The sequence below is a fragment of the Amycolatopsis roodepoortensis genome (assembly GCF_024628825.1).
Lineage (GTDB): Bacteria > Actinomycetota > Actinomycetes > Mycobacteriales > Pseudonocardiaceae > Amycolatopsis > Amycolatopsis roodepoortensis.
Map to the genome: position 1 here is coordinate 2,604,557 of NZ_CP102415.1, position 13,828 is coordinate 2,618,384.

Here is a 13,828-nt window from a genome sequence, read left to right on the forward strand (position 1 = left end):
CAAAACCATTTTCCGCGATTGACCGCGCGGGAACGGAACCGCTTCCATCTAGGCGTTCTTCCACCGGCAGCACATTCCGACCCAGCGTGGAGCGCAGTGATGACTTCCTTCCTTCGCCATGCTTTCATCGCCGTCATGACCGCGACCTTGGTCGCCGCGGGAACGACGGTCGCGGGCGCGGACACGAATTCGGTGTACACCTCCTCTTCACCACTTCCCGCCGGCGAAAACGGTGACGTGGTCAAGTCGCAGCCCTCGAACTACAACGGCGCGAAGGCGACCCGGATTCAATATCTGTCCCGGGACAACAAGAACAAGCAAGTCGCGGTGAGCGGCACCGTTCTGGTGCCGGACAAGCCGTGGACCGGTCCCGGCGAACGGCCGATCGTGGCCTACGCGCCCTTCACCTTCGGCATGGGTCCGGACTGCGCTCCCTCGAAAACCCTCGCGGGCGAGGGCTCCTCGGACCTGATCTCCGGTTTCCAGGGCGGATTCGTCAACGCGTTGCTGGGCGCCGGGTTCGCCGTGGCGCAGACCGACTACATCGGACCGTGGGTGGAGGGCAGCGGCGACCATCCGTACGTCGTCCGGCTGTCCGAGGCGCACACCGTGCTCGACGTCGTCCGCGCCGCGCAGCGGCTGCCGGGAACGGGGCTGCCCGCCGGCGGCCCGGTCGGTATCGCCGGCTACTCCGAGGGCGGCAGTGCCGCCGCGGCCGCCGCCGAACTGGCCGCCACCTACGCGCCCGAACTGGACATCAAGGGCGTCTACTCCGGCGCGCCGCCCGCGGACAAGGCGGTGCTGTCGAAGTCGCTCGACGGCGGGATGTACGCCGGGTTCCTCGGCTACGCGCTGATCGGCATCAACCAGGCCTACCCCGAGGCCAGGTTGATGGACCTGGCCAACCCGGCCGGGGCCGAGCTGTTCCTCAACGCCCGGCAGACCTGCACCCTGAACGCGGTCCTCCAGTTCATGTACAAGCAGACCAGCTCGCTGACGAAGGAGGGCAAGCCGGTCTCCGCCTACCTTTCCCAGCCGCCGTTCGACGCGATCGTGGCGGAGAACCGGATCGGCACGATCAAACCCGCCATGCCGGTCATGGTCGAACACAGCCCGCTGGACGACGTCATCCCGGCCGCCGTCGGCAAGCAGATGGCGAAGGACTGGTGCGGCAAGGGCGCCAACGTCCAGTGGAAGGACTTGACGACCTTCACGCCGTTCCTGTCCCACGCGCTGGGCATGACGACCGCGTCCACCGATGCCACCGAGTGGCTGAAGAGCGCGTTCAACGGACAGGCCGGTAGCGGCAACTGCGGCCGGTTCTGATCACACCCTCGTGAGTGGCGAGGACGGTTCCAGCCGAGGGTGTCTTGGGTACCTATCTGGCTTCCGGCCGCCGTTGATCCCGGGCCCGGCCTGTGGGTCTGCGGGAGACTGGGGGCTGGAGCCGGTGTCGCGAAAGCCACTTTCGGGACGTCAGACGTCTCGAAAGTGGCTTTCGCGACATGATCACCAGGCCTGGCCACGGCCGACGTTGCGAAAGCCACTTTCGCAACGTTGAAGGTTGCGAAAGTGGCTTTCGCAACCCCCGGCCAAGCCCCCGCACCCGGCGGTCCCGAGCGTCAGCTGTTGCGCGGGAACCCGAGGTTCACCCCGCCCTGCGACGGGTCCGGCCACCGCGAGGTGACGACCTTCGTCCGCGTGAAGAAATGGAACCCTTCCGGCCCGTAGGCGTGGCTGTCCCCGAACAGCGAGTCCTTCCAGCCGCCGAACGAGTAGTAGCCGACCGGTACCGGGATCGGCACGTTCACGCCGACCATCCCGACCTCGACCTCGTTCTGGAACCGCCGCGCGGCCCGGCCGTCGTTGGTGAAGATCGCGGTGCCGTTGCCGTAGGGGTTGCCGTTGATCAGCTCCAGCGCCGCGTCGTACCCCTCGGCCCGCGCGACCGCCAGCACCGGCCCGAAGATCTCGTCGGTGTAGATCGACATCTCCGGCGTGACGTGGTCGAACAGCGTCGGGCCGAGCCAGAACCCGCCGTCCTCGCCGTCCACCTCGACGCCGCGGCCGTCGACGACGAGCCGGGCGCCCGCGTCGACCCCCGCCCCGACGTAGGACTCGACGCGTTCGTGGTGGGCGGCGGTGACGAGCGGGCCCATCTCCGAGGTCGGCCGCATGCCATCGCCGACGCGGAGCCGCTTGATCCGCTCGGCGATCTTCGCGACCAGTTCGTCGCCGACCGGGTCGACCGCGACCACGACCGACACCGCCATGCACCGCTCCCCCGCCGAGCCGAAGCCCGCCGAGACGGCCGCGTCGGCGGCGAGGTCGAGGTCCGCGTCCGGGAGGACGACCATGTGGTTCTTCGCTCCGCCGAGCGCCTGCACGCGTTTCCCGTGCCTGGTCCCGGTTTCGTAGACGTACTTCGCGATCGGCGTCGAGCCGACGAACGAGATCGCCTTGACGTCGCGGTGTTCCAGCAACCCGTCGACGGCCACCTTGTCGCCGTGCAGGACGTTGAGGACGCCGTCGGGCAGGCCGGCCTCGGCGAACAGTTCCGCGATGAACACGGCCGCGGACGGATCCTTCTCGCTCGGCTTGAGCACGACGGTGTTGCCGCAGGCGAGCGCGTTCGGGACGAACCACAGCGGGACCATCGCCGGGAAGTTGAACGGCGAGATCACGCCGACCACGCCCAGCGGCTGCGAGATCGAGTAGACGTCGACCCCGGTGGAGGCGTTCTCGCTGAACCCGCCCTTGAGCAGTTGCGCGGCACCGCAGGCGTACTCGACGTTCTCGATCGCGCGCGCGACTTCGCCCGCCGCGTCGGATTCGACCTTGCCGTGTTCGCTGGTGACGATCTTCGCCAGCTCGTGCCGCCGCGCCGAAAGCAGCTCACGGAAGGCGAACAGCACCCGCGTCCGCCCGGCCAGCGACGTCCCGCGCCAGCCCGGCAGCGCCCGGGACGCGGCCGCGACGGCGGCGTCGACGTCGTCCTGCGCCGCGAAGGCGACCTTCGCCCGCACCCGGCCGGTGGCCGGATCGAACACGTCCCCGGATCGTTCGCTCACGCCTTCGCACGGTTTGCCGTCTATCCAATGGGTGATGCGGTCGGTCACGGGTTCCGCCCTCCTGATCGCCGATGCCTGCTCCCGGTCGAGTCTGGGCGCGCGCGCCACACCGACGCCATCGGCAACGTGTACGGACTCCCGGTCCCGGCCGTACAGTCTGTCTCCAGCGTTGCCGAACCGGGTGGGAGGCCGATGTACCCGACCGTCGCCGAGGTGCTCGCGCTGCCGGTGCTGCGTCAGGGCAGGCCCCATGTGGTGGCGGGGGCGGCGGGGCTGGACGCGCCGGTCCGCTGGGCGCACGTCGCCGAGGTCGCGGACATCGCCCCGTTGCTGCGTGGCGGGGAACTCGTGCTCACCACCGGGGTCGCGCTGCCCGACGACGGCGCCGCGCTCGCCCGGTACGTCGCGGATCTGGCGGGTGTCGGGGTCGCCGGGGTCGTGGTCGAACTGGTCCGCCACTGGAGCGAGAAGCTGCCGCCCGAGCTGGTCGACGCCGCGGACCGGCACGGTGTCCCGCTGATCACCCTTTCGCGCGAGACGCGGTTCGTGTCGGTCACCGAGGCGGTGAACGGGCTGATCGTCGACGCCCAGGTCGACGAACTCCGCGCCGCGGAACGGGTCCACGAGACCTTCACCGCGCTGACAGTCGCCGGCGCCGAGCCTGGGGACATCCTGCGCGAGGTCGCCCGGCTCACCGAACATCCGGTCGTGCTGGAGACGCTGTCGCACGAGGTCCTCGCCTACGACACGGCGGGAACCGACCCCGGCGAACTGCTGCCGGGCTGGCCGTCCCGGTCACGGCCGGTGCAGGTCGGCGAGCGGACCGGCTACCACCCGGGCGCGGGCTGGCTGATCACCGTGGTCGGCGCGCGCGGGCACGACTGGGGGCGGCTGGTCGTCGTCTGCGGGGAGCCGCCGCCGCACCGGCACGTCGTGGTCGCCGAACGCGCGGCGTCCGCGCTCGCGGTGCACCGCCTGGTCGCCAAGGACACCGACTCCCTCGAACGCCAGGCGCACCGCGCGATCCTGACCGAACTGCTGGCGAATCCGGTACCGCCCGCCGAACTGACCGCGCGGGCCTCCGCGCTGGGTGTCCCGCTGACGGGACGGCTGCTCGTCGGGGTCTCCGTGCGGCCCCGGATCACCGTGACCGCCAAGACCGCGCAGTCCACTCCGGTGCTGCTGCGGGAACTCGCCGAGGCGACCGTGCTCGCCGCCCGGCACGCCAAGGTGTCCGCGCTGGTGGCCACCGACGACACCCAGGTGCGCGCGCTGATCGCGCTCTCGCCCGAGGCCGGGGTCGACGCGGTACTGAAGCGGCTGGCGAACGACGTCCACGAGGCCCGCGCCGGCGCGCCCGCCGTGGTCGCGGTCGGGACCACGGGCGGCGGGCCCGCCGACGCGCGCCGGACGCTCGTCGAAGCCGCGCAGGTGGCCGCCGCGGCGCTCGCCGAGAACGTCGAACGGGTGGTCCACCGGCTCGACGACGTCCGGTTGCGCGGGCTGCTGCACCTGCTCGCGGGCGACGAACGGATCACCGCGTTCGCCGCGCGGGAGCTCGGCCCGCTGCTGAGCCGGGACGCCGCGCAGGGCAGCAGACTCGTCCAGGCGTTGAGGCATTACTGCGAGCACGGCGGCAACAAGTCCGCGGCGGCCGCCGCCGCGCACACCTCCCGCACCGCCTACTACCAGCAGCTGGCCAGGATCGAGCAGGTACTCGGGGTGCGGCTCGAAGATCCGGAGTCGATGCTCTCGCTTTATGTCGCTTTGCTCGCGCACGACATTCGAAAAGCCGACGACCACACGTCCGAGTGAGCAAATCTCACCCGAGCGTGGAACACAGTGACCGGGTCACGTCAGCCGATAGGGTTGATATGGCTTTCTTCGAACCGATCGGCGCCTGCGTGCTCGCGCTGGCCTGTATGGCCCCGGCGCCCCCCGCCGAATCCACGTTCCAGCTGACCAGCCACGACACCAGGGGCCGGGTCGGCACCGTCTCGCTCACCTGCGGGCCCACCGGGGGCTCCCACCCCGGGCGCGGGAACGCCTGCGCCAAACTGTCCGAAGTGGATGGAGAGTTCGACAGGCTCCGCCCGGAACCGCGGGCCTGCACCCTCGAGTACGCCCCGGTGGACGTCTCCGCGGTCGGCAAATGGCGGGGTGAACCGGTCACCTACCGGACCTCGTACGCCAACCGCTGCGTCGCCGACGCGGAGTCGGCCGGCGTCTTCACCTTCTGACCGGAAGCCCCGGCGGGAGTTGCGAAAGCCACTTTCGCAACGTTGAAGGTTGCGAAAGTGGCTTTCGCAACACAGCCGCGCCGGGCCTCCCCCTCGGTGGCCCGGCGGCACCGTTCACCGCGGCCTTGATCGCCCTCACCCCCACGAGGGCGATCAAGGCCGTGGTGTCACGACTCAAGGACGGGCCGGGTACCGGCACCTGGCCCCGTCCTCCGCGGCGACAGGGGTCTGACGCGCGAGGGACCGGCTCAGGTTCCAATCGCGCCAATCATCTTCCGGAATTCCCCGCACGACCCGCCTGAGCACACAGGACCGCAACGGCTCCGGGAGCCGGTCCGCCGAGGGCACGACGTCGGCGGAAAACCGGGACAGGTAACGGGTGTCGAGCGTCTTGCCGTGCGCGAGCCGGTCGATGTTGCGGTCGGCGATGAACCGCTCCGGATCGAGCGCGGCCAGTCCGAGCAGCGCCGCGACGGCGGCCCCGATGGCCGCGCGCGGCAGCCAGGCCGACCGCAGCGGGATCAGGGATACCAGCACCAGCACGAAGATCAGGCCGATCCAGAGTTCGCAGACCTCGACCAGCAGCCGCAGCACGGTGAACCCGTACGCCTGCTGGTATGTCCACATGCGACTCAACGCCGAAGCGACCAGCACCAGGCTGAGCACGCTCAACGCGCCGAGCAGCCCGCGCTGCCAGGCGCGGTCGGCCGCCGACGACTTCGGCGCCCACCGCAGCGCGGCGGCGACCAGCAGCAGTGTCAGCACGGTGCTGGCGGAGAGCTGCCAGAACCCGCTCCTGGCGTACTCGGCCGCGGTCAGCCCGCTCGTGGCCAGGACGTATTCGGTGCCGCCGAACAACACGACCAGGCGGACCACGACGAAGCTCGTGAACAGCGCCACCAGCACACCGAGCGGCAACGTCCATTCGAGCCGGTGCTTGAGCCGTTTACGCGGCGCGTCGTCGGCGGCGGGCAGCGGAGGCGCCGCCAGCAGGTAGCACGCCCCGGTGACGGCGATCGCGGCGATCACGAACAGGAATCCCCAGCGCACGAAGGTCCCCGGGTTCAGTTCGGGGATCACCGCGTCGACGACGTTCGCGAACGCGGCGTCCGCGCCGCGCAGCAGCGGCACGAACACCAGCAGCAGCAAGGCGCTGGCCAGCACCGGCACCAAGAACCTCGGCCGCGCACGGCCTTCCTGTTTATTGCCGAGCTTCGCGAGCCCGCGCCCGATCCACGGGATCGAAAGCAGCGCTTCGATCGGCACCGCGAAGACGTCGTAGACGATCGTGTTCACGGTACGTTTCCCGACCACGGCGAGGGATCCGGCGACGAGGGCGGCCAGCACGCACAACACGTTCAGCCACACCGACGCACGGAACATGCCGACGGCGAGCAAGCCGAGCGCGGCCGCCGCCCAGACCGCGTTGACCAGGCGGAAATGCGGTTCGGCGTCGCCGCGGGCGCGCTTGTCGGCGAAATAGACGGCCACCGCGAAGGCGAGCCCGGCCACGAACCAGCCGGCTCCTGGCTCGTCCGGCATGGCGACGGCGGCGATCAGCCCGGCCGCGGCCGCCGCGGGCAGGACGGAGCCGGGCAACGGGACGATCGCCGATTTCGGCGGTACGCGGGGCCGCATCAGCACCGGGATCGGCGGCGCGGGCGGCAACGTGGCGGTCGCCGAGGGCGGCGACGCGTGCGCCTGCCGGTCTTCCTGGTCTTCGCTCATTTCACTCCTCCAGTTTGCGAAAGCACATTTCGCGGCGTGTGCGGAGCCGCTCGAAACGCGCGGCAAGGAACTACGGAAGGGGGATCACGACGCGGATGACACAGCCCGGCCGGTGCTCGGGCGTGACGACCGCGATGCTGCCGTCGTGGAGGTCGACCACCCACCGCGCGATCGCGAGACCGAGCCCGGTGCCCCCGCCGCCCGCCCGCTCGCCGCGGGTGAACCGCTCGAACACGCTGTCCCGCTCCCCCGGCGGGATCCCGGGGCCTTCGTCTTCGACCTCGATGACGACGTCGGCCTCGCGGGCCTCCGCCCGCACCCGGACCTCGCCCCCGGCAGGCCCGTGCCGGACGGCGTTGTCGAGCAGGTTGACCACGACCTGGTAAAGCCGGCCGCGGTCGGCGACCGCCGTCGCGCCGGGCGGCTGGACGTCGACGGAGAAGCGCACGCCGCGACCGGTCGCGGCGGCGGTCACCCCGGCTTCGGCGGCAACCTCCTCCAGCAGCAGTTCGAGATCGAACTCCTCCAGCTGCAAGGGGAACGCGCCCGCGTCGATCCGCGAGAGATCGAGCAGTTCCGAGACCAGCCTGCCGAGTCGCTCGGTCTGCTGCAGCGCGGTCTTCAACGTCGCCGGATCGGGTTCGGCGACGCCGTCGACGAGGTTCTCCAGCACCCCGTTCAGCGCGGTGATCGGCGTGCGGAGTTCGTGGGAGACGTTCGCGATCAGCTCGCGGCGCCGCTGATCCGAGGCGTCCAGGTCGGCGGCCATCTGGTTGAAGGCGTGCGACAGCTCCCCGACCTCGTCGCGGGCGGTCGCCCGGACCCGCCGGGTGTAGTCGCCCTTGGCCATCGCACGGGCGGCGGCGGTCATCTCGCGCAGCGGCCTGGTCATCCCGTGCGCCAGGATCTGCGAGGTCACCACGGCGAGCACCATCGCGGCGATCGTGGTCCGCGGCGGCAGCCAGCCGATCTGCCAGTTGAAGAAGGCGAACGCGATACCGCCCGAGGACACCAGCAGGATCGCGAGCTTGAGCTTGATGGAGCGGACCGGGTCGAGTGGTCTCGGGAGCGCGTCGACGACGCGGCCGAGCAGCGGGCGGAGCTTCACGATCCCACCTCCAGTGCGTAGCCGACGCCGTGCACGGTGCGGATGAGGTCCGCGCCCAGTTTGCGGCGCAGCGCCTTGATGTGGCTGTCGACCGCGCGGGTGCCCGAGCCGGTGCCGGCGACATCCCAGTCCCAGACCTCGCTCAGCAGGCGTTCCCTCGGCTGCACCGCCCTCGGGCGCTTCGCGAAGTGGACGAGGAGGTCGAACTCGATCGGCGTCAGCTGGGCCTGGTTGCCCGCGCGCGTGACCCGCCGCTGCTCGACGTCGATTTCGAGGTCGCCGAGGACGATCTTCGTGCCGGCGTCGCTCACGTCGGTCCTGGCCGATCGTTCGACCCGGCGCAGCAGCGCGTGCACCCGCGCCGAGAGCACCCGCATGGAGAACGGTTTGGTGAGGTAGTCGTCCGCGCCGACGCCGAGGCCGATCAGCATGTCCGTCTCGTCCGACCGGGCGGTCAGCATCAGCACCGGGACCGGGCGGCGGGCCTGGATCCGGCGGCAGACCTCGAGCCCGTCGAAGCCCGGCAGCATCACGTCGAGCACCACCAGGTCCGGCTCGCGTTCGGCGTCGGTCTCGACGCCGGACGGGCCGTCGTGCGCCAGGTCCACGGTGAATCCCTCGGCCCGCAGCCGCGCGGCGATGCTCTCCGCGATGGTCACGTCGTCCTCGACGACCAGCACCCGGCGTCCTCCCAGTTCCATGGGGATGACTGTAAGCACCGGCCGTGGAGACCATCCGGGTGAGCTGTGGAGATCCTGTGGAGATGTTTCGGCCGGTTTGCCGGATTACTACGTCCGTGTGTGTGACGCAGGTCATGCACCAGGAGCCCGCGAACGCAATCGACAGTCTGCGCTCCGACGCCATCAACAGTGAACAGTCTGCCAGTCCCACCCGCGCGGCGCGGGCGAGCACGATTCCGCAATGGAGCCGACGGCACGCGGTACGCAGCACGTGCATCCTGATGGCCGGGTGGAACTCGGCGAGGTCGAGTCCTTGAAGGACAGCCGCTTCTACAACGAAGAACTCGCCCCGGTCCCGGTCGAAAAGCGGACCTGGACCACCTACACCTACTTCGCGCTATGGATGGGCATGGCGCACAACATCCCGTCCTACGCGCTCGCCGCGTCATTGATCGCGCTCGGGATGAACTGGGTACAGGCACTGCTCACGATCACCATCGGCAACCTGATCGTGCTGATCCCGATGCTGCTCAACAGCCACGCCGGGACGAAGTACGGCATCCCCTTCCCGGTGTTCGCCCGCGCCTTCTTCGGGATGCGCGGCGCGAACCTGGCGGCGCTGCTGCGGGCGTTCATCGCGTGCGGCTGGTTCGGCATCCAGACCTGGGTCGGCGGCGAGGCGATCTACATCATCGTCGGGCGGCTGGCCGGATCCGGCTGGAAGAACTCCACCGTCGTGCTCGGCCAGCACTGGACGCTGTGGCTGTCGTTCGGGGTGTTCTGGGTGATCCAGATGCTCATCATCTGGCGCGGGATGGAGGCGGTCCGGAAGTTCGAGAACTGGACGGCGCCGCTGGTCTCGGTCGGCTTCCTGATCCTGCTGGGCTACGTGCTGATCAAGGCGGGCGGGCTCGGGCCGATCCTGGCCGAACCCGGCAAACTCGGCTGGGGGCCGGACTTCTGGAAGGTGTTCGCCCCGGCGCTGATGGCGATGATCGCGTTCTGGTCGACGCTTTCGCTGAACATGCCGGACTTCACCCGGTTCGGCGGCAGCCAGGGCAAACAGGTCCGCGGCCAGATCCTCGGCCTCCCGACCACGATGACGTTCATCGCGATCGTCGCCATCCTGACCACCTCCGGCGGCAGCGTCCTCTACGGCGAGCAGATCTGGGACCCGGCGAAACTGGCCGACCGGTTCGACTCCCCGATCGTCGTGGTGGTCGCCCTGATCGCGCTGGTGCTGGCGACCGTGTCCGCGAACCTCGCGGCGAACGTGGTCAGCCCGTCCTACGACTTCTCCAACGCGTTCCCGAAGAAGATCACCTTCGCCGTCGGCGGGCTGATCACCGGCATCATCGGCATCCTCATCCAGCCGTGGCGGCTCTACTCCGATCCGAACATCTACATCTTCGCGTGGCTCGGCTTCTACGGTGGCCTGCTCGGCGCCGTCGCCGGGGTGCTCGTCGCCGGCTACTGGGTGATCAACCGCACGCGCCTCAACCTGCGGGATCTCTACACCGAACGCGGCATCTACTGGTTCAACGGCGGCTGGAACTGGCGGGCGCTGGTCGCGACGCTGGTCGGCGCCGTCCTCGCGGTCGGCGGCGCGTACGGCGGGCCGTTCCCCGCCGACGGGCTGATCCCGCTGTTGAAACCGCTCTACGACTACAACTGGGTCGTCGGCCTGGTGGGCGCTTTCGTCGTCTACCTGCTGCTGTCCCTGCCCGAACGCAAGCGCACCACCGAAACAGAGGAGGATGCAAGTGAGCGACGTGGTCCGAGCCGGATTGATCCAGCAGCGGTGGACGGGTGACAAGGAGTCCATGATCGCGAACGCGGTCGATGCCATCGGCAAGGCCGCTTCGCAGGGCGCGCAGGTCGTCTGCCTGCAGGAGTTGTTCTACGGCCCGTATTTCTGCCAGGTGCAGGACACCGACTACTACTCCTACACCGAAGGCATCCCCGACGGGCCGACGACGAAGCTCATGCAGGAGGTCGCCGAACGCCACGGCGTCGTGCTGGTCGTCCCGATGTACGAGGTCGAGCAGCCCGGCGTGTACTACAACACCGCCGCGGTGATCGACGCCGACGGCACGTACCTCGGCAAGCACCGCAAGAACCACATCCCGCAGGTGAAGGGCTTCTGGGAGAAGTTCTACTTCCGGCCCGGGAACATGGGCTACCCGGTGTTCGACACCGCCGTCGGCCGGATCGGCGTCTACATCTGTTACGAGCGGCATTTCCCGGAAGGCTGGCGCGCGCTGGGCCTGGCGGGCGCGAAGATCGTGTTCAACCCGTCGGCGACCAGCCGGGGACTTTCGGAGTACCTGTGGCGGCTGGAGCAGCCGGCGGCCGCCGTCGCGAACGAGTACTACGTCGGCACGATCAACCGCGTCGGCGTGGAACCCTTGGGCGACAACGACTTCTACGGTCAGTCGTATTTCGCGGACCCGCGCGGCCAGCTCGTCGGCGAAGCCGCGTCCGACACCGAGGAGGAGATCGTCGTCCGCGACCTCGACATGGGCAAGCTCGCCGAGGTCCGGGACCTGTGGGCCTTCTACCGGGACCGGCGTCCCGACAGCTACGGACCCCTCGCGGAGGCGTGATGACCACCCTCATCAGCGGCGGGCAGGTGCTGTCCACGATGGGCGCTTCGGCGGCGGACGTCCTCGTCGACGGCGAGACGATCTCGGCCGTCGGCGCGCCCGGCACGCTCGGGCCCGCCGACTCGGTCATCGACGCCACCGGGAAGTACGTCCTGCCCGGCGGGATCGACGCGCACACCCATATGGAGATGCCGTTCGGCGGGACGCATTCCGTCGACACCTTCGGCACCGGGACGACGGCGGCGGCGTGGGGCGGCACGACCACGATCATCGACTTCGCCGTCCAGGCCAAGGGCACCTCCCTGCTGTCCACTATGGACAAATGGCACGAGAAGGCCGACGGGAACTGCGCCATCGACTACGGCTTCCACATGATCGTCTCCGACGTCAACGACTCGTCGTTGAAGGAGATGCAGGCCTGCGTCGACGGCGGGGTCGGCAGCTTCAAGATGTTCATGGCGTATCCGGGGGTGTTCTACTCCACGGACGGCGAGATCCTGCTGGCCATGCAGAAGGCGCGCGAGATCGGCGCGACGATCATGATGCACGCGGAGAACGGCATCGCGATCGACCAGCTGGCCGCGCAGGCGTTCGCGGCCGGGAAGATCGACCCGGTGCAGCACGGGCTCACCCGGCCGCCGGAGCTGGAGGGCGAGGCGACCTCGCGCGCGATCCAGCTGGCCAAGGTGACCGGGGCGCCGCTGTACATCGTGCACCTCTCGGCGTCACAGGCGCTGGCCGCTGTCGCGGAAGCGCGTGACAACGGGCAGAACGTCTTCGCGGAGACGTGTCCTCAGTATCTGTATCTGTCCATCGAGGACTTGGCCAAACCGGATTTCGAGGGTTCGAAGTACGTCGCCTCTCCCCCGCTGCGGGAGAAGTCGCATCAGGCGGATCTGTGGCGAGGTCTGCGCACCAACGACCTCTCGGTGGTGTCGACGGATCACTGTCCGTTCTGTTTCAAGGACCAAAAGGAACTCGGCCGAGGCGACTTCCGCGCGATCCCGAACGGGATCCCCGGCGTCGAGCACCGGATGGACCTCCTGCACCAGGGTGTCGTGGCGGGCGAGCTCACCCTCGGCCGCTGGGTCGAGACCTGCTCGACCACGCCGGCGCGGATGTTCGGGCTGTACCCGCGCAAGGGGGTCATCGCGGCGGGTTCGGACGCGGACATCGTCGTCTACGACCCGGCGGCGAAGCAGACCTTGTCGGTCGAGACGCACCACATGAACGTCGACTACTCGGCCTACGAGGGCATGGAGATCACCGGAAAGGTCGAAACGGTGCTTTCCCGCGGCCGTGTGGTGGTGTCGCCGTCCGGCTTCTCGGGCAGTACGACGCACGGGAAATTCCTCTCGCGCGATCTGAACCAGTACCTGAACTGAGGCGGTGGCCGTGGACTTCGGAATTGTTCTCCAGACCGATCCGCCCGCACGCGACCTGGTGCGGCTGATGAAGGCCGCCGAGGACCAGGGTTTCCGCTACGGCTGGACGTTCGACTCGTGCGTGCTGTGGCAGGAGCCGTTCGTCATCTACTCGCAGATCCTGGCGGCGACGGCCTCGATGATCGTGGGGCCGATGGTGACCAGCCCGGCCACCCGGGACTGGTCGGTGATGGCGTCGACCTTCGCCACGCTGAACGACATGTACGGCAACCGGACGGTCTGCGGGATCGGCCGCGGCGACTCCGCGCACCGCGTGGTCGGCATGCCACCGTCCACTTTGGCCACCGTGCGCGACTGCATGCACGTGGTGAAGGAACTGGCCGAAGGGCGTGAAGTCCTGTTGCGGGACAAGCCGGTGCAGATCCCGTGGATCCGCAACGGCAGGCTCGAGATGTGGATGGCGGGATACGGGCCGAAGGCACTGAAGACGGTCGGCGAGCACGCCGATGGCTTCATCCTGCAGTGCGCGGATCCCGCGATCGCCCGGTGGACCATCGGCTCGGTCCGCGAGGCCGCGCGCGCGGCGGGGCGGGATCCGGCCGGGATCACGATCTGTCTCGCGGCCCCGGCGTACGTCGGCGACGATCTGGCGCATCAGCGGGAACAGTTGCGCTGGTTCGGCGGGATGGTCGGCAACCACGTCGCGGATCTCGTGGCGCGGTACGGCGATTCCGGTCCGGTGCCGCACGAACTGACCGACTACATCCGCGAGCGGCAGGGCTACGACTACTCGCACCACGGGCGGGCGGGCAATCCGTCGACCGATTTCGTCCCGGACGAGATCGTGGACCGGTTCTGCCTGCTCGGACCGTCTTCGGCGCATGTGGAACGCCTGGAGGAGCTGGCTTCACTCGGGGTCGACCAGTTCTCGCTGTACCTCATGCACGACCAGCGCGAAGAAACCCTGAAGCGCTACGGCTCGGAGGTCATCAACCGCTGACGACCCGCAT

11 protein-coding genes are annotated in these 13,828 nt (G+C 69.3%); 7 read left to right on the forward strand and 4 right to left on the reverse strand.

The window, feature by feature from the left end; all coding sequences use genetic code 11:
- Positions 1-135: 135 nt before the first annotated feature.
- The gene (locus NQK81_RS12155; RefSeq protein ID WP_257488255.1) at positions 136-1,326 is read left to right on the forward strand and encodes a lipase family protein; all 1,191 of its coding nucleotides are present in this window, start codon (positions 136-138) and stop codon (positions 1,324-1,326) included.
- 296 nt (positions 1,327-1,622) lie between these two features.
- Here NQK81_RS12155 and NQK81_RS12160 read toward each other — a convergent pair whose 3' ends face one another.
- A complete protein-coding gene (locus NQK81_RS12160) occupies positions 1,623-3,119 on the reverse strand; it encodes a CoA-acylating methylmalonate-semialdehyde dehydrogenase (RefSeq protein WP_126729505.1) in 1,497 nt (498 codons plus the stop codon).
- Between the two features lie 144 nt (positions 3,120-3,263).
- Here NQK81_RS12160 and NQK81_RS12165 point away from each other — a divergent pair, with 144 nt between their 5' ends.
- Both NQK81_RS12165 and NQK81_RS12170 read left to right on the forward strand, forming a co-directional pair.
- A complete protein-coding gene (locus tag NQK81_RS12165; protein WP_257488256.1) occupies positions 3,264-4,886 on the forward strand; it encodes a PucR family transcriptional regulator in 1,623 nt (540 codons plus the stop codon).
- Between the two features lie 59 nt (positions 4,887-4,945).
- Positions 4,946-5,311, forward strand: coding sequence for an SSI family serine proteinase inhibitor (locus NQK81_RS12170; protein WP_126729507.1), 366 nt, complete (start codon positions 4,946-4,948; stop codon positions 5,309-5,311).
- A gap of 174 nt (positions 5,312-5,485) precedes the next feature.
- On the opposite strand, the gene NQK81_RS12175 is transcribed toward NQK81_RS12170, so the two are convergent.
- The 3 genes from NQK81_RS12175 to NQK81_RS12185 form a co-directional block, all read right to left on the reverse strand.
- Positions 5,486-7,039 carry a DUF4153 domain-containing protein gene (locus tag NQK81_RS12175; RefSeq protein WP_257488257.1) on the reverse strand — a complete coding sequence of 518 codons (1,554 nt, stop codon included), beginning with the start codon at positions 7,037-7,039 and terminating at the stop codon, positions 5,486-5,488.
- A gap of 70 nt (positions 7,040-7,109) precedes the next feature.
- Positions 7,110-8,147 (reverse strand): HAMP domain-containing sensor histidine kinase, encoded by a 1,038-nt coding sequence (locus NQK81_RS12180; protein WP_257488258.1) that lies wholly within the window; start codon positions 8,145-8,147, stop codon positions 7,110-7,112.
- Positions 8,144-8,827, reverse strand: coding sequence for a response regulator transcription factor (locus tag NQK81_RS12185; protein WP_185926950.1), 684 nt, complete (start codon positions 8,825-8,827; stop codon positions 8,144-8,146). Before NQK81_RS12185 ends, NQK81_RS12180 begins: the two co-directional genes overlap by 4 nt.
- Positions 8,828-9,068: 241 nt before the next feature.
- Here NQK81_RS12185 and NQK81_RS12190 point away from each other — a divergent pair, with 241 nt between their 5' ends.
- The 4 genes from NQK81_RS12190 to NQK81_RS12205 are packed head-to-tail and all read left to right on the forward strand — an operon-like array spanning position 9,069 to position 13,818.
- Complete coding sequence (locus NQK81_RS12190) at positions 9,069-10,640, forward strand: NCS1 family nucleobase:cation symporter-1 (RefSeq protein WP_257488259.1); 1,572 nt, start codon at positions 9,069-9,071, stop codon at positions 10,638-10,640.
- Positions 10,591-11,433, forward strand: coding sequence for a nitrilase-related carbon-nitrogen hydrolase (locus NQK81_RS12195; RefSeq protein ID WP_073846488.1), 843 nt, complete (start codon positions 10,591-10,593; stop codon positions 11,431-11,433). Before NQK81_RS12190 ends, NQK81_RS12195 begins: the two co-directional genes overlap by 50 nt.
- On the forward strand, positions 11,433-12,818 hold the full coding sequence (gene hydA / locus NQK81_RS12200) for a dihydropyrimidinase (RefSeq protein WP_257488260.1): 1,386 nt from the start codon (positions 11,433-11,435) through the stop codon (positions 12,816-12,818). Before NQK81_RS12195 ends, hydA begins: the two co-directional genes overlap by 1 nt.
- Positions 12,819-12,828: 10 nt before the next feature.
- Positions 12,829-13,818 (forward strand): TIGR03842 family LLM class F420-dependent oxidoreductase, encoded by a 990-nt coding sequence (locus NQK81_RS12205; RefSeq protein WP_257488261.1) that lies wholly within the window; start codon positions 12,829-12,831, stop codon positions 13,816-13,818.
- Positions 13,819-13,828 lie beyond the last annotated feature (10 nt).

Excerpts from the sequence above, each read along its gene's own strand:
- NQK81_RS12155 (WP_257488255.1), top strand. The coding sequence starts at position 136 with ATGACCGCGACCTTGGTCGCCGCGGGAACGACGGTCGCGGGCGCGGAC.
- NQK81_RS12170 (WP_126729507.1), top strand. The coding sequence starts at position 4,946 with ATGGCTTTCTTCGAACCGATCGGCGCCTGCGTGCTCGCGCTGGCCTGT.
- NQK81_RS12175 (WP_257488257.1), bottom strand. The coding sequence starts at position 7,039 with ATGAGCGAAGACCAGGAAGACCGGCAGGCGCACGCGTCGCCGCCCTCG.
- hydA (WP_257488260.1), top strand. The coding sequence starts at position 11,433 with ATGACCACCCTCATCAGCGGCGGGCAGGTGCTGTCCACGATGGGCGCT.
- NQK81_RS12165 (WP_257488256.1), top strand. The coding sequence starts at position 3,264 with ATGTACCCGACCGTCGCCGAGGTGCTCGCGCTGCCGGTGCTGCGTCAG.
- NQK81_RS12190 (WP_257488259.1), top strand. The coding sequence starts at position 9,069 with ATGGAGCCGACGGCACGCGGTACGCAGCACGTGCATCCTGATGGCCGG.